The organism is Pseudomonas sp. Marseille-Q5115 (assembly GCF_916618905.1).
Taxonomy (GTDB): domain Bacteria; phylum Pseudomonadota; class Gammaproteobacteria; order Pseudomonadales; family Pseudomonadaceae; genus Aquipseudomonas; species Aquipseudomonas japonica_A.
The window spans coordinates 444,865-464,605 of record NZ_CAKAKI010000001.1 but is presented as its reverse complement, the minus strand read 5'-3'; the positions used below and the strand labels follow the sequence as shown (position 1 = coordinate 464,605).

General features: G+C 62.7%; 16 protein-coding genes and 1 tRNA gene. 8 read left to right on the top strand and 9 right to left on the bottom strand.

From position 1 onward, the window contains the following. Positions 1-6: 6 nt before the first annotated feature. The gene (queA, locus tag LG385_RS02170) at positions 7-1,071 is read right to left on the bottom strand and encodes a tRNA preQ1(34) S-adenosylmethionine ribosyltransferase-isomerase QueA (RefSeq protein WP_225772053.1); all 1,065 of its coding nucleotides are present in this window, start codon (positions 1,069-1,071) and stop codon (positions 7-9) included. A 112-nt stretch (positions 1,072-1,183) separates the two neighbouring features. Between queA and LG385_RS02165 the strand changes: the two genes are divergently transcribed. The 4 genes from LG385_RS02165 (at position 1,184) to LG385_RS02150 (ending at position 2,717) form a co-directional block, all read left to right on the top strand. Then, a tRNA-Leu gene (locus LG385_RS02165) sits at positions 1,184-1,268 on the top strand. 216 nt (positions 1,269-1,484) lie between these two features. Continuing rightward, on the top strand, positions 1,485-1,730 hold the full coding sequence (locus LG385_RS02160; RefSeq protein WP_225772051.1) for a type II toxin-antitoxin system Phd/YefM family antitoxin: 246 nt from the start codon (positions 1,485-1,487) through the stop codon (positions 1,728-1,730). Then, positions 1,727-2,113 carry a type II toxin-antitoxin system VapC family toxin gene (locus tag LG385_RS02155; protein WP_225772049.1) on the top strand — a complete coding sequence of 129 codons (387 nt, stop codon included), beginning with the start codon at positions 1,727-1,729 and terminating at the stop codon, positions 2,111-2,113. The genes LG385_RS02160 and LG385_RS02155 overlap by 4 nt, the downstream gene beginning before the upstream one ends. A 154-nt stretch (positions 2,114-2,267) precedes the next feature. Continuing rightward, complete coding sequence (locus LG385_RS02150; protein ID WP_225772048.1) at positions 2,268-2,717, top strand: globin domain-containing protein; 450 nt, start codon at positions 2,268-2,270, stop codon at positions 2,715-2,717. Positions 2,718-2,739: 22 nt separating this feature from the next. Here the strand turns inward: LG385_RS02150 and LG385_RS02145 are convergent, their stop codons facing one another. After that, positions 2,740-4,041: an MFS transporter gene (locus LG385_RS02145; protein ID WP_225772046.1), complete on the bottom strand. Its 1,302-nt coding sequence runs from the start codon at positions 4,039-4,041 to the stop codon at positions 2,740-2,742. A gap of 164 nt (positions 4,042-4,205) precedes the next feature. Between LG385_RS02145 and LG385_RS02140 the strand changes: the two genes are divergently transcribed. Beyond that, positions 4,206-5,312, top strand: coding sequence for a sugar diacid recognition domain-containing protein (locus tag LG385_RS02140; protein ID WP_225772044.1), 1,107 nt, complete (start codon positions 4,206-4,208; stop codon positions 5,310-5,312). 90 nt (positions 5,313-5,402) lie between these two features. Then, positions 5,403-6,548, top strand: coding sequence for a glycerate kinase (locus tag LG385_RS02135; RefSeq protein ID WP_225772042.1), 1,146 nt, complete (start codon positions 5,403-5,405; stop codon positions 6,546-6,548). A 146-nt stretch (positions 6,549-6,694) separates the two neighbouring features. Here the strand turns inward: LG385_RS02135 and LG385_RS02130 are convergent, their stop codons facing one another. The 5 genes from LG385_RS02130 to LG385_RS02110 form a co-directional block, all read right to left on the bottom strand. Further along, positions 6,695-7,756: an SDR family oxidoreductase gene (locus LG385_RS02130; RefSeq protein WP_225772040.1), complete on the bottom strand. Its 1,062-nt coding sequence runs from the start codon at positions 7,754-7,756 to the stop codon at positions 6,695-6,697. A gap of 70 nt (positions 7,757-7,826) precedes the next feature. Next, a complete protein-coding gene (locus LG385_RS02125; protein ID WP_225772039.1) occupies positions 7,827-10,148 on the bottom strand; it encodes a glycosyl hydrolase family 65 protein in 2,322 nt (773 codons plus the stop codon). Continuing rightward, a complete protein-coding gene (locus LG385_RS02120; RefSeq protein WP_225772037.1) occupies positions 10,141-11,097 on the bottom strand; it encodes a PfkB family carbohydrate kinase in 957 nt (318 codons plus the stop codon). The genes LG385_RS02125 and LG385_RS02120 overlap by 8 nt, the downstream gene beginning before the upstream one ends. Positions 11,098-11,164: 67 nt before the next feature. Then, the gene (locus LG385_RS02115) at positions 11,165-12,094 is read right to left on the bottom strand and encodes a DMT family transporter (protein WP_225772035.1); all 930 of its coding nucleotides are present in this window, start codon (positions 12,092-12,094) and stop codon (positions 11,165-11,167) included. A 114-nt stretch (positions 12,095-12,208) separates the two neighbouring features. Then, entirely contained in the window at positions 12,209-15,019 is a 2,811-nt protein-coding gene (locus LG385_RS02110; protein ID WP_225772033.1) for a patatin-like phospholipase family protein, read from the bottom strand. Between the two features lie 318 nt (positions 15,020-15,337). Between LG385_RS02110 and LG385_RS02105 the strand changes: the two genes are divergently transcribed. Continuing rightward, positions 15,338-15,991 carry a polysaccharide lyase family 7 protein gene (locus LG385_RS02105; protein WP_225772031.1) on the top strand — a complete coding sequence of 218 codons (654 nt, stop codon included), beginning with the start codon at positions 15,338-15,340 and terminating at the stop codon, positions 15,989-15,991. A 48-nt stretch (positions 15,992-16,039) separates the two neighbouring features. On the opposite strand, the gene LG385_RS02100 is transcribed toward LG385_RS02105, so the two are convergent. Together LG385_RS02100 and LG385_RS02095 are read right to left on the bottom strand one after the other, a co-directional pair. After that, positions 16,040-16,909 carry a copper resistance protein B gene (locus LG385_RS02100; RefSeq protein WP_225772028.1) on the bottom strand — a complete coding sequence of 290 codons (870 nt, stop codon included), beginning with the start codon at positions 16,907-16,909 and terminating at the stop codon, positions 16,040-16,042. After that, positions 16,902-18,608 (bottom strand): copper resistance system multicopper oxidase, encoded by a 1,707-nt coding sequence (locus LG385_RS02095; RefSeq protein ID WP_225772026.1) that lies wholly within the window; start codon positions 18,606-18,608, stop codon positions 16,902-16,904. Before LG385_RS02095 ends, LG385_RS02100 begins: the two co-directional genes overlap by 8 nt. Positions 18,609-18,827: 219 nt before the next feature. Here LG385_RS02095 and LG385_RS02090 point away from each other — a divergent pair, with 219 nt between their 5' ends. Further along, positions 18,828-19,739 (top strand): TauD/TfdA dioxygenase family protein, encoded by a 912-nt coding sequence (locus LG385_RS02090; RefSeq protein WP_225772024.1) that lies wholly within the window; start codon positions 18,828-18,830, stop codon positions 19,737-19,739. Positions 19,740-19,741 lie beyond the last annotated feature (2 nt).

Genomic DNA, 19,741 nt, shown 5'->3' with positions numbered 1-19,741 from the left:
TGCGACTCATGGATGATCCTCGACGGCGCTGCCCTGAGGACCTTCCGGCGCCGGATTGCGGGTGATGAACATGGCATCACCGTAACTGAAGAAGCGGTACTCCTCGGCAATGGCAGCGGCATAGGCTGCCATGGTCTGGGGATAACCGGCGAACGCGGAAACCAGCATCAGCAGTGTGGATTCCGGCAAATGGAAATTGGTGACCAGCGCGTCGACCACATGGAACGGCCGGCCTGGGTAAAGGAAGATGTCGGTATCGCCACTGAACGGCTTGAGTTCGCCATCCCGCGCGGCGCTCTCCAGCGAGCGCACGCTGGTGGTGCCCACGGCGATCACTCGCCCTCCCCTCGCCTTGCAGGCCTTTACGGCCTCCACCACCTCGGCGCTCACTTCAAGCCACTCTTTATGCATGGTGTGGTCTTCGATCCGCTCCACGCGCACCGGCTGGAACGTACCCGCGCCCACGTGCAGGGTCACGAAGGTAGTCTCAACGCCCTTGGCACGGATCGCCTCGAGCAAGGGCTCATCGAAATGCAGCCCGGCCGTAGGCGCGGCGACAGCGCCAGCGTGCTGCGCGTACACGGTTTGATACCGCTCGCGGTCAGCGCTTTCATCCGGGCGGTCGATGTAGGGTGGCAGCGGCATATGCCCTACCTGCTCCAGCAGCGGGAGCACGGGCTGGTCAAATTGCAGCTCGAACAGGGTTTCGTGCCGCGCGACCATGGTCGCCTGGCCTCCCCCATCTATAAGGAGCGTGGTGCCAGGCTTGGGCGCCTTGCTGGCGCGCACGTGGGCCAGCACTTCGCGCAGGCCGGTTACGCGCTCTACCAGTATCTCCACCTTGCCGCCGCTGGCCTTCTGGCCAAACAGCCGCGCGGGAATCACCCGGGTGTTGTTGAACACCATCAGGTCGCCGGGGCGTACGTATTCCAGCAGATCGGCAAACTGCCGATGGGCCAGGTTACCCGTAGGGCCGTCGAGCACCAGCAACCGGCTGGCACGCCGCTCCGCCAGCGGATGGCGGGCGATCAGGGCATCGGGAAGGTCAAAGGAAAAATCAGCGACACGCATGTTGAGGCACGAAGGATCAGCAGGGCCGGAAAGTCTAGCGGAATTATGCGTTTATGACCATGAAAGCTGATTGACCAACGGTCGAGACGTCTCTATACTTCGCCGCCAGCAAGCCCTGATGGCGGAATTGGTAGACGCGGCGGATTCAAAATCCGTTTTCGAAAGGAGTGGGAGTTCGAGTCTCCCTCGGGGCACCAAACAGCAACACCTCCGAGCGATTGGTCGCTTGGATCGAAAACCGGCCCTTGAGCCGGTTTTTTTGTGCCTGGAATTGGGTTTAGCGCGCCGGCTCCCGGGCAACGGCAGAATGACCAATTTATCGTTACAGATAGTCGCCACTCTCCCGAATCCATCCCAGCTATCGCTTAGTCGGAAATCCGACTAAGCTATGGATCTAGCTGAGGAAACAGACTATGCCTGCGGATACCTACGGCATTCATGCCGCCAAAACACATTTGTCACAGCTGGTCGAGGACGCACTTGCCGGTCGCGAAGTCATCATCGCTCGCAATGGCCAACCTTTGATTCGCCTGGAGGTAATCGCCGATGTCCGGCCGAAGAAGCCACGTATCGGCGGATTGAAAGGCCGTACGTTCGATGACGTTGCGTTCGATACGATGAGCGAGGAAATAGCCGACCTATTCGAGGGGAAAGCGTGAAGTACCTGCTCGACACTCACTTGCTCGCCTGGGCAATGATCGACTCACCCAAACTCTCGAACCGCGCCCGCGCCATCATTATAGAGCCCTCGAATACACTTTATTTCAGCGTCGTGAGCCTATGGGAGCTTGCCATCAAAGGCCGTGTTGAACAGGTCGGCATAAGCGCCGCTGAGTTGCGAGAAGAATTGCTCGCAGCCGGCTACGAGGAGCTACCCATAATCGCTGCTCACACCTTGGGAGTCGCAACCCTCCCACCGATACACCGCGACCCCTTCGACCGGCTGTTGATTGCTACAGCCGCCAGCTACATGGGGGGAATGACCTTGCTCACCCATGACGCAACGGTCGCACAATACGCTTCCACGATTGTTCACGTCTGACATTGCGCAGGCAAGGCGAAGCCCTGCCCTCGCGCAAAACGCTCCAAAGTAGAACGTTGCAAACAGTGGGGCCATGCCAGCCATCCCACACACGCTCGCGCATGGCATTACCCAGCCCTACACTCACAGGGCCGTACCTATAAGGAAGCCCCTGATGAGCGAACCACTCACCCCCCAAACCATAGCGATCATCAAATCCACAGCGCCCGCCTTGCAAAAGCATGGGGTAGAGATCACAACCCGCATGTACGAGCGCCTGTTTGTCGATCCACAGATAAAAGCCCTTTTCGACGACGCCGCGCAAAAGTCCGGCGAGCAGCCCAAGCGCCTGGCGGCTGCCATTCTCGCGTTCGCCAATAACGTGGACCGGCTGGACGTGATCCAGGGCGCCGTGGACAACATCTGCTCCCGTCATGTGGCCACGCATGTGAAAGCCGAACACTACCCCGCTGTCGCGAATGCCTTGTTGCCGGCGATCAAGGATGTGCTCGGCGAGGCCGCCACCGACGACATCCTCCAGGCCTGGGGCCAGGCGTATTGGTACCTGGCCAATGTGATGATCGAGCGGGAAAAAGCCCTGTACGGGGAGGCTGGCGAAGCTTGATCAGCCCTGTGCTGAACACGCCCTACCGCTGCAACCCCCGCGTCATCCTCAGCGCCAGCACACTGCCCGCCGCGATCACTGCCGCGAGAAGGTACAACGCCATGTCGGTTGAGCCCGTAGTGTCTTTCACAAAGCCGACGATGTAGGGGCTGAGGAAACCGGCCATTTGCCCCATGGAGTTGATCAGCGCCAAGCCACCCGCCGCCGCGCCAGCACTGAGCATGGCGGTGGGCACGGGCCAGAACATTGGCAGACCAGTGAGCGCGCCCATGGTGGCAATCGTCAGGCCAAGGATCGCTATGGCTGGCGTGGCAGTGAAGTTCACGGCGATCAGCAAGCCCACAGCCCCCATCAGCATCGGTACCGCCAGGTGCCAGCGGCGCTCCTTGTGCAGGTCCGCGGAGCGGCCCACCAGCAGCATGAAGACGGCCGCGAGTAGATACGGGATCGCACTGAGCCAGCCGATGACCAGGTTATCGGCGAAGCCGAGGTTCTTGATGATCGAAGGCAGCCAGAAGTTGATCGCGTATACCCCACTCTGAATACAGAAGTAAATCAGCCCGAACGCCCAGATGGCGGGGTTTCGAAACACTTCCTGGAGGGCGCTCTTCTCGGTTTTCGGCTTGTTGGCCAGATCCAGGGCTTGATCCGCTTCCAGCACGCTACGCTCGTTGGCGGTAAGCCAACGGGCGCTGGCGAAGTTGTCGCTCAGCAGGAAATACGCCAGCACTCCCAGTATCACTGTAGGAATGCCTTGCAACAGGAACATCCACTGCCAGCCCGAAAGCCCGCCCTGCCCGGCCGCGAAGTGGTTGAGAATCCAGCCGGAAAACGGGCTGCCCAACAAGCCCGATACCGGGATCGCGGACATGAACAACGCCATGATCCGACCACGGCGGAACGTAGGGAACCACTGCGAGAGGTACAACACCACGCCAGGGAAGAAGCCAGCCTCAGCCGCCCCCGTGAACAGGCGCAAGGTATAGAAATGGGTAGGCGTGGAAACGAACAGCAGGCAGGTGGACAACGTGCCCCACACAATCATCATCAGGGCGATCCAGCGGCGCGGCCCGAATCGCGTGAGCGCCAGGTTGCTCGGCACACCACACAGCACGTAGCCGATGAAGAAAATCCCGGCGCCGAGGCCGTAGACAGTTTCGCTGAATTTCAGATCGTCGAGCATCTGCAATTTGGCAAAGCCAACGTTCACCCGGTCGAGGTAGTTAAACAGGTAGCAGATGAAAATAAAGGGGATGAGCCGCAAGGTAACGCGCTTGTAAACGGCGTTCTTGGTGTCATCGTTGGGGGCGGCGCTCTGTAACATGGCGTTCTCTCTTTATTATGTTTTTTCGCACTGCGAGGGTAACGTTAGTGGCCCCCTGAGTCTCGACCACACCGCACAGGCATGTCTTTGTGCTTGTGCACAGCGATCGGCGCACCGGGCTGTGCCCTGGAACAATCCACCCTACTCGCTACAAGGGACCTGCCATGTTTGAACTCGATCACGACCTCGCCCAGGAAATCGTCGATCGCACCATGGCCATCCTGGCCTCCAATGTGAACGTAATGGACAGCCAGGGCTTGATCCTGGGCAGTGGCGAAGCCGGCCGTATCAACACCCGGCATGAAGGGGCACAGCTTGTTCTGGCCAATGCCCGAGTGGTGGAGATCGACGAGCAGACCGCCCGGCAGCTCAAAGGTGTACAGCCGGGCATCAACCTGCCACTGATGCACGACGACCAGTTGATCGGTGTACTCGGTATCACCGGTGAGCCTGAGTTATTGCGTACCCACGCGGCCCTGGTGCGAATGGCCGCTGAAATGCTGGTGGGCCAGCGGCACCAGCAAGCCGACCAGCACTGGCGCAAGCGGCGCTGTGAGGATCTACTGGCGGTGTTGGTGGCCGAGCAAGGCGATTCGCCGCGCCTGCTGGACGAGGCGCGGCAACTGGGCCTTAAACCGGATCTGGGGCGTACCCCCTACCTGTTCGAACTGGGCGCAGGGCAGACCGCCGAGGCGTTGTGCGCTTGGCTCTCGGCGCGTTACCCCGACAGCTGGTGCATCAGCGTGGGGCCATGTTCCCTCCTGTGGTGCCGGCCTGCCGCAGCGGCGGTAGATACCCCTCACCTGTTAGGCAAACTCGCGGGCCAGGGCTGGGCGATTGCACGGGTCGCGGTGGGTAGCCCTACGGACGGGCTCACCGGCTTGCGCCGGGGCTATCGCCAGGTCAGCGACCTGCTCAGCTATGGCCGAGACGTAATGCCCCATACGCCTGTACTCCCGCTTACCCGTTACCGTTTGCCTGCCATGCTGTGGCGCTATCGCAGCGAGGATGGCCTCGACGATCTGGTGCAGCCGTTGCGCAAGCTTTCGGCCGAAGATGCCAGCGGCCAGTTGCTGGCAACGCTGCGCAGCTGGTGCGAGCACGAAGGGCAGAGCCAGGCATGCGCCCAGGCAATGGGCATTCATCGCAACAGCCTGCGTTATCGAATGGACCGCATTGCTGAACTCAGCGGGTTGGACCCGGCAACACTGAGCGGCATGTCCAGCCTGTACCTGGGCCTGCAATTGCTGCCCCAGGGTTTGTACAAATGAACAACGCGCCTCACCTCAGGGTTGTGCAACCGACCGGCGTTATCGGGCGAACCAACTGTCAGCATGAGGGCATAACAACAGGAGACGCCCATGAAAATCATCATAGCCCCCGACTCATTCAAGGACAGCCTGAGCGCCGCGGGCGTAGCCGAGGCCATTGCCCAGGGCCTGGAGCAGGTTTGGCCCGAGGCTGACCTGGTTCAGCTGCCCATGGCCGACGGTGGTGAGGGGACGGTGGAGTCGGTGCTCTCGGCCTGCGACGGCCAATGGCGAAGCCAACCCGTGCAAGGCCCGCTGGGCGCGACTGTACAGGCACGCTGGGGTTGGCTGGCAGCAAGCCGCACAGCGATCATCGAAATGGCACAAGCCAGCGGTTTGCAACTGTTGGTGCGCGAGCAGCGCGATGCCTGCGCCAGCAGCACCTACGGTACCGGGGAACTGATCCGCGCCGCGCTCGACGCCGGCGCTGAACGAATCATTCTGGCCATTGGTGGCAGCGCTACCAACGATGGTGGCGCCGGGGCAATGCAGGCCCTCGGTGTAGAACTGCTCGATACCCAAGGCGAACTACTGCCGCGCGGCGGGCTGGCGCTGACGAAGCTGGCCCGCATCAATCTGGAACACATGGATACCCGCCTTTCCCAGGTGCGTTTCGAGATCGCGGCCGACGTGAATAACCCGCTGTGCGGCCCGCACGGGGCCTCGGCGATATTCGGCCCGCAAAAAGGCGCCAGCTCTGAACAGGTGGAACTGCTCGACGCCGCGCTCAGCCACTTCGCCGAACACTGTGCCAAGGTACTTCCAAAGGATGTACGCGACGAGCCCGGCAGCGGCGCCGCCGGCGGCCTTGGGTTCGCTGCAAAGGCGTTTCTCGATGCACAGTTCCGGCCTGGTGTCGAAGTAGTAGCCGAGCTGGTCGGGCTGGAACAGGCAATGGGGGGGGCGGACTTGGTTATTACCGGCGAGGGCCGTTTCGATACCCAGACCCTTCGCGGCAAAACGCCGTTCGGCGTGGCCCGTATTGCCCAGCGTTTCGGTGTGCCAGTGGTGGTCATCGCCGGCACGCTTGGCGATGGTTACGAACAGATGTATGGCCACGGTGTGGATGCGGCGTTCGCGCTAACGGCAGGGCCGATAACGTTGGAACAGGCATGCAGCGAAGCGCCCCGGCTATTGCGCGAGCGGGCCAGGGATATTGCCCGGTTATGGGAACGGGCAGCGCGACCTTGCCGATAGCGCCTGGCCCTGGCGCTTGTCACCGGGGCGGAACGATTGTGGTGCTGGATTCCGCCTGCGTCGATTACACCCCGACCGCCCCGGGGAACAATGCCGCTTTTGTAGGAGAGGGCGAAGCCCGCGAATGCGCAGCTTCGCCCCAGTGCTCAGGGAATCAGCTTCAGCCCTCGCAGGCGCTCGAACACGTCGAAGAAGGCGTCATCACTGGCCTGATAGGACAGGAAGCCCAGCCGGCGGCTCTTGGACATATCCGTCACCACTTCGATGGGCCGGCCAAGGTCGGCGTCGGTGTGCCAGGGTGAGGTCAAGCGGTTGATATCGGCTTCCGCCAGCCCGTATTGCTCCGCCATGGCCTTCCAGACTGGCGCATCGTCCGCCATTTGCTGCTCCAGCGGCTGCACGGTGCCGTCGAACGGCGCGGCCTCGACGCCAAACCACTCTGCCAGCCGGGGCCACATCCATTTCCAACGGAACACGTCGCCATTGACGATATTGAACGCCTCGTTGGCGGCCGCTGGTGTGGTGGATGCCCACATCAGCTGGCGGGCCAACTGGCGAGCATCGGTCATGTCGGTAAGGCTGTTCCACTGCGCCTCGGAGCCCGGGAAGCGGAAAGGCCGGCCGGTGTGGCGGCAAATGCTGGCGTACACCGCCAACGTAGTTGCCATGTTCATGGCATTGCCGACCGCCACGCCGGTGATGGTATGGGGCCGATGGACGCTCCAGGTGAAGCCGTCCTTCTCGGCCGCGGCGTACACTTCGTCTTCCTGGGCGTAATAGAAGTTATCCACGTCCAGCCGCGGCTGTTCCTCACGGAATGGCGTTTGCGGCAGGCTGCCTTTGCCATAAGCCTCGAACGGCCCGAGGTAATGCTTGAGGCCCGTCACCAGCGCCACATGGCGAACACTGCCCGCCGGGCGCAATGCCTCCAGCAGGTTGCGCACCATGGCGGCGTTGACCTTGATGTTTTCCGCCTCGGTCGCCTGGCGAGACCAAGTGGTGATGAATACGTGGGTAGGCGCCTGGCCCGCGAGGGCGCGGCTGAGGTCGGCCGGGTCCATCAGGTTGGCGGCAATCGGGGTCAACCCGTCGCGTGCCTGTGGCTGGCGCGCCAGCCCGGCGACAGTCCAGCCTTCGCTGATCAACAGATCGGTAATGGCGCTGCCAACGATACCGCTGGCGCCCACCACTAGTGCTTGATTTGCCATGCTATGTTCCTTTATCAAAATCACGCCACTGCCTGGGCAGTGGCCGGTAAGCGGTCCGGGTTAGCCACGCTCATACGGGGTAGTGCGCTTGCCATGCCTGCCCCGGTGCCAGTTGCGTTCGGCCCTGGTGGTGAACGAGCGTGACGGCCCGGTTTGCATCGCGCTGCAACTGCACCTGCAACTGATCGCCATCCCAGGCAATGTCCAGCCATTGCCCGCGGTAGCGCAGTTTGAGTGCTACCGCGCCCAGTTCCACAGGAATGGCCGGGAATACATGCAACCCATCCAATGCCGGACGTAACCCGAGATAGTGGCGCTGCAGTACGTCCAACGCGCCCGCCATGGCCGCCAGATGCACGCCTTCGAGGGTGCCACTGCCGGCGCTGGATTCCAGGTCGGTTGCCAGGCACTGGCGGAAAAATGCCCAGCTTTGCGCCATGTCCACATGCGCCATGGCACCGGCGCACACGGTATGGGACAAGCTGGATTCATGAGAAATTCGCGACAAGTGATACTCCACGGCCTCACGGCCGTTCTCCTCGGGCACCGGGTACCCGAGGTGGGCGATCAGTTCGCGGATTTCCTGCGGCGGGAACAGGTGCAACAGCATCAGAGTGTCCGCCTGCTTGGTGATCTGGTAACGGTCGGTACTATCGCCCTCGGCTTCAAGCATCCAGTCCAGCCGGGGATGTTCGCCATCGAGCCACTCCGACGGCGGCATGCGTAATTGATCGAAGCCTTCGAACTGCCCAATTACGCCCGGCGCGATTACCGGCAAGAACAGTTTCTGACCTACCTCATGCCAGTGTGCAAGCTCACCCTCACTGACCCCCAGCCGCTCGCACAGGTCGGTTGCGGCGGCCTGCCCCAAATCGGCCAGCACCTGCGCAGCGCATTGCAGCGTCCAGGCCGCCATCAAGTTGGTGTAGCTGTTGTTATCCAGCCCAGCTTCAGCCGCATCGGGGTAGCGGTTGTGGTATTCATCCGGGCCGATCACCCCTTCGATCACGTAACGCCCGCGCGCGACATCCCAGCGCGCCATGCTGGCCCAGCAACGCGCCCCCTCGAGGTTTTTTCCCCCCGCCATGCCCGCCAGCAGCTCGCGATCCCCGGTCGCCAGGAACAGCAGCCAGGCGTCGTAAGCGATGGCGGCACCTATGTGGTACTGCCGCCAGGTGGGATCTTCTACCCAGTGGCCAGACAGCGGATAAAAAAGCCAGGGCGGTGTCTGCTCCTGGCCACTCGATGCGCTGCGCCAGGGGTACAACGCACCCGCGAGGCCAAGCGCCCGGGCGCGCTCGCGGGCGGCTTCCAGCCGACGATAGCGATACGCGAGCAGGTTTTCAGCGCGGTCTGGAAAATGGCTGGCGAGGAACGGGAAGGCAAAGAGTTCGTCCCAGAAAATCTGCCCGTGATAGCCCTCCTGCCAACCCCGCGCGGGAAAGCCCAGATCGCGCCCCAGGCTGAGTGACGTCACCGTTTGCAGAATATGGGCGAGGGCAAAATCGAGTGGCCGCTGCAGTTCAGGGTGCGCTACGCACACCCGCGCGGCATCCCAGGGTTGCTGCCAGGCATCGCGGTGCGCGGCTTGCAGCTGGCCGAAATCACCCGAGGGCAAATAGCGGCTAAAGGCTTCAAGGTCCGCCGCACCGGGCTGCACCCGGATGTGCTTTTCAATGATCAATGCTCCGCTGCGGGGCCATTCGAGCCAGGCTTCGCGCTGATCGGGCGGGCCTTGCCAGCGCAGCGGCACGTTGGCACCAGTGTAACTGGCCAACGTGACCGCCTCTCCGTTCGCCAGACGCGCGCGTACTGCACTGTGCCCTGCTTCGCTGAGCCAGCGCTCATCGGTGCTTAGCCGTGAGCCTTCATAAGCGTGGTTGCGCTCGATCAATTCATTGGCCCGCAGATGCAAGGTGCTACGCAGCCATACCCCGGAAGGCGGCGATGGGCAGGTGATGCACCAGCGCAATGCGATCAGGTCGGGCGCCGCGTGACTTACGAAACGGCATTCCTCGATGCGTAGCTCATACGCGCCGAGCGAGGCGCTGAACTGGCGGCTGAGTTCACAGGTAGCCAATTCGTAGGCCTGACGATAACTGCCGCATGGATTATCCATCCATTGCTGACGATCCAGAGAAAGGCTCAAGCCCAATGGATCTGGCAGGTTTACCAACGCCTCCACCCGGCAGCGCTCGCCATTCACCTCGCGCTCGGCGTTGTCGTAAAAGCCGGCCAGGTACAAACCCGGGTAGGCGGGCGATGGCGCTTGCATTGCTGCGAGCTCCGGGGCGGCGCCGCGCAGGCTCAATACGCCGTTGCTGAGGGTAAATAACGCTTCGCGACGGCGCTCGTCGGCAGGGTCGTAATGCTCGAAAACGATGTCAGTCATGCAGGCGCCTTATGCGTGGTCGCAGGGTTTGAACCAATCCCATAACCGCTTCCCTGCCCTGATAGGCCGGTTGCGAACCGAAGGCTGTAACGGCCAGGTTGGCCGCGGCGCTGCCCCACAGTGCCGCCTCGACCGCTGGCTGGCCTTCGAGCAGCGCAATGGCGAACGTGCCGGTGAACGCATCCCCCGCCCCGGTGGCATCAACGGCGGGCCGGCCGGAGGAAGGCACGGTGTAGACGCCCTCTGCACAAGCCACGAGGCAGCCGCCATCGGGCATCTTCACTACGCCGATCTGCGCGCCCAGGCCTTTCAACGCCTCGGCTGCGCTGGCAGCGTCCGCCTCGTTAAGGATGGCGTGGCCCAGCAACGCGGCGGCTTCTTCCATGTTCGGGGTAAGCGCTGTCACCTGAGGCATGAGGCCTCGCTCCAGGCGCTCAGGGAACGAGGGGTCGACCACTATGGGCAGGGTTCGCGCGTGCGCCGCGGTGACGGCCAGGCGAACGATGTGGGCAGGCACTTCGTAATCGAGTACCAGCAAGGATTGGGAGGGCGCTTGGGCAATGGCCGACAACACACGCTGTGCCGCCATCTCGTCCCAGGCGTCGTTGGCCTCGTTCGCCAGAATGATCTGTTTCTTGCCGTTCGCAGGCACCGCGATCATCGACACCGCGGTGCCCGCACCGGTGGCATGGGTAACCTCGTCCAGCAGCACACCAGCCTTGCGCAGCGGGCCCAAGGCCTGATCCGCCAGATCATCGGCGCCTACCCGCCCGAGCAAGAGGCTGCGATGACCGAACAAGGCGCCCAGGTACGCCGTATTCGCCGCCTTGCCACCGCTCAGCCGCTGCAGGCCTTCGGCGAGAAGTGTTTCCTGGCTACCCGGTGCCTGCGACAAGCGCACCTGAAAGTCAGCATTGATACTGCCCAGGCTCAGCAACGTCCGCGGCATGAGAGAGGCTCCGTTCAGGGGATACATACCTGACTGTCACGGAGCCGCAGCGGTTCGGCCGGGTTTGTTAACGGATGTTTGAGCGCAGGCCGGTCGCTCGGCGGCGCAGGTACTCGTGACCACTCACCAACAGGATGCCGGCCATTACCAGCGCCGCCCCGACCACAAAGGCCGGCTCCAGCGGCTCGCCTAGCAGCACCACGCCAAACACCACACCAAACAGGGGGGTCATGAATGACAATACGCCCACCCGGGACGCCAGGTAATTGCCCAGCAACCAGAACCACGCCAGGAAGCTACCGAAGGACACCACCAGCGTTTGGAACGTGAGACTGGCGACCGCAATGGGGGTAGGGTTGAAATGCGCCTGCCCGGAGAACAGGCTGGCCGCGAACAACAGAACGAAAGCACCGACCAGCTGGTACAGCAACACCAGTGAAACCCTCGCGGTCGCCAAGCGGGTGCAGCGCGCAGTCAGGGTTGTAGCCGCCCATGCAACAGCGCCGAGCAATCCCAGGGCATCGCCCCATAGCTGTTGCCCACCGCCGCTCTCGAAGAGCTTCCCGGAAAAAGCCACCGCGGTGCCGGCGAATGCGACAAGAATCCCCAGCCACTGCACGGCATTGAGCCGTTCATGCGGGAGGAAATAATGCAAACCAAGGGCAGCGAAGATGGGCGCGGTATAGAGAAACACCACCATGTGAGAGGCCGTGGTGTAGCGCAGCCCCTCCCCGACCAGCAGAAACTCCAGCGCGAACAACCCGCCCACTGCCAGGCCGGGCCGCCACGACCCAGGCACGGTGTACCGCCATTCACGCCGCAGCGTCATCAGCAGTATCACCAGCAGGGCTGCCCCGCCTGACCGCAGCGCCAGCTGGAACACCGGAGCCACGTCCGGGGCGGCGGCTTTCAGAGTGACCTGCTGAAAGCCCCAGATCGCGCAAAGTACGGCCATCAGCCCAACGGCCAGACCATCGACGGGTTTAGCGGCTTGCATAACAGAACGTTCCAACACAAATGGGGGAACGATTATGCGGGCCGCCGCGCCGATGTACAGGGGTTAGGCCGGTTCGGGTGATCGAGCAGTGTGAACCCTGATGCCGCCACAGCCTTACCCTGCGTTCGGGTGCGTGCCCAGGTACTCCCACAAGGCCTTGGCCACCGAATGTTGAGTGTCGCTTCGCCCACCAAACAGGCTTTGGCCAATATGCAGGCCCAACTGCCGATAGCTTTCGAACTGGGCCTCGTCGAAGAACTGGTCAGCGGTGCTTTCGTTGGGGAACGTGGGGCTGAGGGCGGCGTAGTTGTAGACGTCCGCCGGCAAGCCTTCAATCAGCCGCGGCTTGAGCAACAACACCCGAGCCTGGAACCGCCGCTCGCCGTCTTCACCTACCTGCCAGGCGTTGAGCAACACCGCACAGCGACGATCGTGGCCTTCCACAGGCTTATTGAAGTCGCATGGGTTGGCAAAGTACGGCGCGAGGATGGCGTTGTCGCGTACGCGGTTATCGACTTCCAGCTCCACGGCCTGGTCGATGCGCGCCAGGCGGATGAGATTGGCCAGGTCATCGAAACGGTAATCGGGATCACAGCCATTGTCGCAGCCTACGATCAGGTCGATGTCCCGGCGGGTGCGCAGCAATTCGTACACGGCGGTATTTTCGAAGTGGCCCCCATCGGACAAGTACTGGTACTCCCGGCGCAAGCCGTGGAAGTGGGCGGTCATTTCGTACATCAGGTAGGTCTGGGTCTTGAAGCCTCTGGACAGCCACAGCGAAGCGGTTTGCCGCGCAGGCGCGTCCCCCGGGCGGAGGTTTTCGCCACCAGGCGTGCGTTCGGCGAACGCGCTGGGCCACCAGGTGCCCAGGCGGATATTGGCCAGCCCCAATGCCAGTGATGTGCCAAGGCTGGTCGCGCGGCCCAGGCCCGTGGTGAACGCGGCGCCAGACGTACCGATCCAATAGGACACACTCAACGGCTGGTTCAGCTCGCTGAGTATCGGCCGAGGCGCAAGGCGTTGGCGATACACGCCATCCAGGATAAAGCTGGCACCGCCGCCCTGGCTTGCACCGGGGATGCCGGGCGCCACGCACAGTGGCTTGCCTTTGCGGTCCCGCTGCACCAGTTGTTCGGCGGGGTCCACGGTAATGTTCAAGGTAACGTTGATCAGGTGCAGCGGCGCGCAATGAGCCGCGTAGAACTCGTCCAGCTGCAAGTCGTCGCCCTTGATCGCATCGGTCACGCTCAGCAAAGGGTTGCCACGCTGGCCCGCGTATCGAAAGCGCAGGCCGTTGGACGCGCCCAGGTAGGTCCGGGCCAGGCGGCTGGAGTAAAAGCTTTGAAGTGAAGACAGGTTGATGAACCCCATGAACTGCCCGGTGCAGATGGCCAACAGCAGTGCACCCAATGCCAGCGCGGCGAGGCACCACGCCGCCGTGGTATACCCGAAGGGCAGCGCCTCGGCCTGTGCCCAATAAACGATCAAGTCCCAGAGCACCGCGACGAACAACAGGATGGCCACACCCGCCACGCCGGCGATTATCCCCAGTGGCAACTTACTGACCCAGCCGGGCAGCGCCTTGTCGTCGGTGAAGCTGGCGACCTTGCGCACTACCGCGATCAACGCCGGGCCGACAACGGCCAGCGACAGCTGCGCCAGGTTCAATCCCAGCAGCGCGCGGTACGCGGCCGCAGTGAGGCTGTCCACGGTCGCCAATAACACCAGCCCGAGCACAACAATCAGGTGCTGCGCCAGGCTACGGGTAATCTGGATGCGATAGTTGCGCACGCTGTTGTCGGCGCCATCGTTATGCGCACGCTTGGGCAGCGTGAGCGCCTGGAATCCAAAGGCAAGCAGCGATAACCACAGCACACCGCTGATAAGCCCCAGGGCAGAGCCGAAACTGCTGGGCCAACCCAAAGGCGCCGAGCTGGCGGCCACGCCTCCGGTGACTGCGGCAACGATCATCATGGCCACGCTGCCCCAGTTCACCAGGCGCACCGGCTCGCTCACGCTGTCACGTGGGCAGGCAAGCCAATAGGCCGCCAGCAACGGCAATACGGCGGCAAAGGCCCACAGCAACGGTAGCCACCACAGCGCATTCCCCAACGGCAGCGCATGGCTGGTGGCGACACCCGGGCAGGTCGCCAACGGTACCAGTTGGGCCTCGGTGGCCAAGGGGCACAGCGCGAAAGGCCCCGGCAAATCAGCAAGCACCGCCGAGCAGAAGCCACTATCAGTGGCCAGCGGTATAGCCAGGGATTGGCACAATGGCCCGGCAATACCCAGCTTAAGCAGCGCCACCATGGCCAGCAGGCACAGCAGGGGCATGCCGATCACAAAGTGCACCGACAGCAGGTTGCGCAGCGTGGTGGCGAGCACGTAGAAGATATCCCCTGCCCCTGCAGGCGACAGGTAGCGGCCGTTTTCCCGCAGCCAGCCCAGCGGGCCCCTACCTGCGGGGCCGCGCGCATAGTCACGGGAAGAATGGATGCGCTCCGGCGGTTCGAACTCGAGCACTTCGTAGGCCTGGTCCGCTGCTGCCCGGGGGGTTTGCGACGGGTGCAGGCTGCTTTCGCCCTTGCCCATCTCCCGCTGGCTCAACCGGCCGGGGATGAACAGGCTGGTGAAGAATGCGCCGATATAGCCGCCGCCACTGACAGTCGAGAGGTAATCGAAATAAGGGAGCAAGCGTGCTGCCGGCCCCGAGGAGGCTCCGTTGGAGCGATTGGCTGGTGCGGGCGCGCGAGTCAGCGCCTGAAGTACGCCCAATGAAAAGGTTGCACTGCGAATACCGCCACCCGACAGCGCCAGTGCCCAATTGCGACCCTCGGGCGGCAACCCGAGCTGCTCGCGGCGCACGTCCACACGTTTCTGCTCGGCATCATATTGAGGATGCGTGGGCGCGGTTCTGTCGTTCATCGTGATCCCTCACAGGCACCCGAAGGCAGCTGGCGCCTGGGTTCAAGGGGCGAATGATACCTGCCAAGCGTCAAGTAAGTGGCTATTTAATGGCACTTTTTTCAGGCAGATGTACCGCGCGACGGCGGCTGTGCCAGAGAGCGTAGCCCCACCGCCTGGCTTTGCCACAGGCGCGTAACGGCCACGGTTGCGCTAACTCGCCCAGCCGCCGAACGGTCATCAAGCTGGCCCATTAACGGCAGATAGCCAGTTATCGCCTTTCGGATCCTACGGTATTCGACAAAGGCCCTACTCACTCATTTTCTGCGGATGGCCACTATGATCGATCTAAGCGTTTGGGACCTTATCCTGCCTGTTGGTACCCCGGCTCAGGAGGTCGCGGCGGCCAGGCTCAGCACGTTCAGCAACCCGTATTTTCAGAACACCGGCGGCACGCTTGTATTCTGGGCACCTGTGACAGGTGCGCAATCGGGCAGCAGCCACTATCCCCGCAGTGAAATGCGTGAAGTGAACAAAAGCGGCAGCCAGCGCAACTGGAAGTGGAACAGCGGCACCAACGCCATCAGTGGCAAGGTTGCGGTGACGCAAGTGCCGTCGGAAGGCAAGGTGATCGTTGCGCAGATCCACGCGAAGGATGCAGACTCTCCCCTGCTCAAACTGCAATACCGCTTCGCCAAGGGCGTCGGCAACGTGGACATCACCTGGCGCACCAAACCGGGCGACGACAAATCGCCGATCATCTACACCTTCAAGAATGTGCCGTTGGGCCAGCCTTTCACCTACAACATTCAGATGGCCAACACCGGCGTGCTCACCGCGACCGTCAACGGCGTGGTTACCAAGGTGACCCTGGACAGCAAGTGGAAGCCTTACTCGTTCTTCTTCAAGGCCGGCAACTACACCCTTGACCACAGCGGCTACACCACCGAAGGCGGCCGTGTGACCTATTACGAGTTGCAGACGAAGCATTGATCTTCGCCCTTATTCGCGAGCTCCGCCTTCGGCTCCCACAGCGTGGGGTCAGTACCACAGCCTCACGCCTACCACCAAGCGGGCTTCCTGGGCGTCGTCGCCTTCTTCGCGGGCGTAATCGGCGGTGCGGCCGTAGCTCCTGGTCCAGTTCACACCAATGTACGGCGCCACCTCGGGGATGATTTCGTAGCGAAGGCGCAACCCGGCTTCCAGCGTGGACAAACCACTGCCCTGTTGGCGCACCGGGTCGTTGCGGCTGAAGAAATTCGCTTCCATACGCGGTTGCAGGATGAGCGAGCTGGTGAGCGGCAGGTCGTAATCGCCTTCCAGGCGCAACGAAGACTGGCTGTTTTCCCCCAGGTACAGGGTGGCTTCGGTGTCCAGGTCTGCCAAGGGCTCGCCCTGAATGCCAAACGCTGCCCAGGTTTGCGGTGATTCGGGTTTGAAATCCTGGCGCACGCCACCTACTACCGTCCACCACGGCGTCACCGCGTGGCCATACAAGGCCTGCAGTTCGGCATTCTCGGTATGGCCGTTAGTGCGTTCGCCCTGGGAGCGCAGCCACAAGCGGTTGATATCGCCCCCTACCCAACCTTCGGCATCCCACGCCAGCGCGGTGCCTTCGTCGGCCTTCTGGTACTCCAGCCGGTCGAACAGCCAATAGGCGTGCAAGTCGCTGTCGTGCAGGGCGTGCCCTGTTACTTCGGGAAAGGCCGCGGCGCGCTCTGAGGCGGTCGGGGCGGGCAAGGTGGGCGGCGTGGCTGGTGTGGCGGTCGACGGCGCACCATGGTTCATGCTGCCGTGGTCCATACCCTCCATGCCTTGCATACTGCGGTGGTCCATCCCGGGCATGTCTTCCATGGCCAGCGCAGGGGCGGCACACAGGCCAAGCATCAGCGCAAACAGGGCCTTATTCATCAACGCGCACCTCGCGGAACATGCCCGCTTCCATGTGATAGAGCATGTGGCAGTGATAGGCCCAGCGGCCCAGCGCATCGGCGCTTACCCGGTAGCTGCGGCGCGTGCCGGGGGGTACGTCGATGGTGTGCTTGCGCACCAGAAACTCCCCTTCTTCGTCTTCAAGGTCGCTCCACATGCCATGAAGGTGGATGGGATGCGCCATCATGGTGTCGTTGACCAGCACAATGCGCACGCGCTCGCCGTATCTGAGCCGGATGGGTTCAGCATCATTTGCCTTTACGCCATCGAACGCCCACACGAACTTGTCCATGTGCCCGGTAAGGTGCAGTTCCAGCGTGCGGCTGGGCTCACGCCCATCCGGGTCGGCGAAGGTGCTGCGCAGGTCTGCGTAGGTGAGCACACGGCGGCCGTTGTCGCGCAGGCCGATACCCGGGTCGCTCAGCCGAGGGGTAGGCGTCATGGCTTGCATATCCACCAAGGGGTTGCCCTGCTCGGTTGGAGGATGCCGCGGTTGCTCAGCCTGTGGCATGTTCATGCCGGCATGCCCGCCGTGCTCCATGCCCGCCATGGCACCGTGGCCCATCCCCATGTCTGCCATCCCCAGCACTACGGGGGCATCGAGTTCTGGTACCGACGCGGCCACGCCCGGGCGGGTGCCTAGCGTTGCACGGGCATAGCCGCTGCGGTCCATGGCCTGGGCGAACACGGTGTACGGCCCTTCTGCTTCGGGCTGCACCAGTACGTCGAGTGTTTCGGCCACGGCGATGCGGAACTCGTCCACGCTCACCGGCTGCACGGGCTGGCCGTCGGCCGCCACCACGGTCATCTTCAGCCCGGGAATGCGCACGTCGAAATAGGTCATCGCGCTGCCGTTGATAAAGCGCAGCCGCAGCGGCTGGCCAGGGGCGAACAGGGCGGTGAAGTTGTCGTCGGGCGCCCGGCCGTTCACCAGGTAGGTGTAGGCCTGGCCGGTAACGTCCGCAAGGTCTGTAGGGTCCATGCGCATCCGCGCCCACATCCAGCGTTCGCGCAGGGTATTACCCAAGCCGTGCTGCCCGGCATCGTGAATGAAATCACCCAGGGTGCGCTGGTTCTGGTTGTAATAACCGGGCTCTTTTTTCAACCGGGCAAAGATGCGTGCCGGATCCTGGTCGGTCCAGTCGGTGAGCATCATCACCTGTTCTCGAATCGCTGGTTGGGTAGCCTCCCGAGGCTCGATCACCAGTGGCCCGTACACGCCGATCTGCTCCTGAAACTCGGAATGGCTGTGGTACCAGTAGGTGCCGTGCTGGCGGACCTTGAAGCGGTATTCGTACATCCCCCCCGGCGCGATGCCGTGAAAGCTCAACCCGGGCACGCCGTCCATGTTGGCCGGCAGCACAATGCCATGCCAGTGAAGCGACGTGGGTTCGTCAAGGCGGTTGTGCACCCGCAGGGTTACGGTGTCCCCTTCGCGCCAGCGCAACAACGGCCCAGGCACGCCGCCGTTGATGGTGAGCGCGCGGCGCTGCTCACCGCCCAGGGTCACCTGCTGCTGCTCGATAAACAGCTCGAAGGTATCGCCGCTGAGCTCCGTGAGGCCGGTAGCGGGGGCCAGTGCCGCCCAGCCCGGCGTGCGCCATGCGCCGGTATATCCGGCCACGCCCAAGGCCGCGAGGCTTTTGACAAAGGTTCTTCTGTGGGGGCGGTAAGGCATCAAGGGGTCCTGTGAGCGGCGGTGCACGGCGGCAACCTAGGGGTCAGCGCTTATCTGAGCGTTAAATAGTGCCAAGGTTGCGCCTCGGTGTAACAGCGAATTACTGCTACCGGGTCTAACCATAGAACCGCCCATGGCCATATGGATATGAACAATCGGCCTTGGAACCTTATCCTGTTATGCATATAACCTAGGGTCACCCACCACAGGAGTGACGAAATGGCTATAAGCATACAACCGGTTGCAGGCAAGCTTGGCGCACAGGTTTCGGGGGTGACTCTCAGCGGCGATCTGGGCGCAGAGGTGTTCAGTGAAATCCACCAGGCCCTGCTCCGTCACAAGGTGTTGTTTTTCCGCGACCAGGCGTTGACCGACAGCGAGCAAGAACGCTTTTCCCGCCTGTTTGGCGAACAGGTACCCCACCCCACCGTGCGCTCCGCCGGCGACACCCACGCCGTACTGAACCTGGATTCGAAGGAAGCGCGCGCCAATTCCTGGCACACCGACGTGACCTTCGTGACGGACTTCCCGAAGATCTCAATCCTGCGGGGGGTGGTGATTCCGCCCTACGGCGGCGATACCGTGTGGGCCAATACCGCCACCGCCTACGAGGCCCTTCCGATCCCGCTGCGGCAACTGGCGGATACCCTCTGGGCCGTGCACAGCAACCTGTACGACTACGTGGCCCCGCAGCACGCCACCGAGGCAGCGCTGAAGCGGTACCGGGAAGAATTTACCGCCCAGGAATACGAAACCGAACACCCGTTGGTGCATGTACATCCCGAAACCGGCGAACGGGCCCTCTTGCTGGGGCACTTCGTGAAGCACTTCAAAGGGGTGAGCAAGGCCGACTCCAAACATTTGTTCGAGCTGTTCCATCAACGCATTACCGACCTGAACAATACCGTGCGCTGGCGCTGGCAGGCCGGCGATGTGGCCATCTGGGACAACCGCGCCACTCAGCACATTGCCGTCAACGATTACGGCGATGCCCAGCGCATCGTGCGCCGCACCACCATCGCCGGGGACATCCCTGTCAGCATCGACGGCCAGCACAGCCGCGCGCTAAAGCCGAGCCCACAGGCACGCTCGCCACGCACCGAAGCCGACAAAAAACACCTGGCCGCCTGATC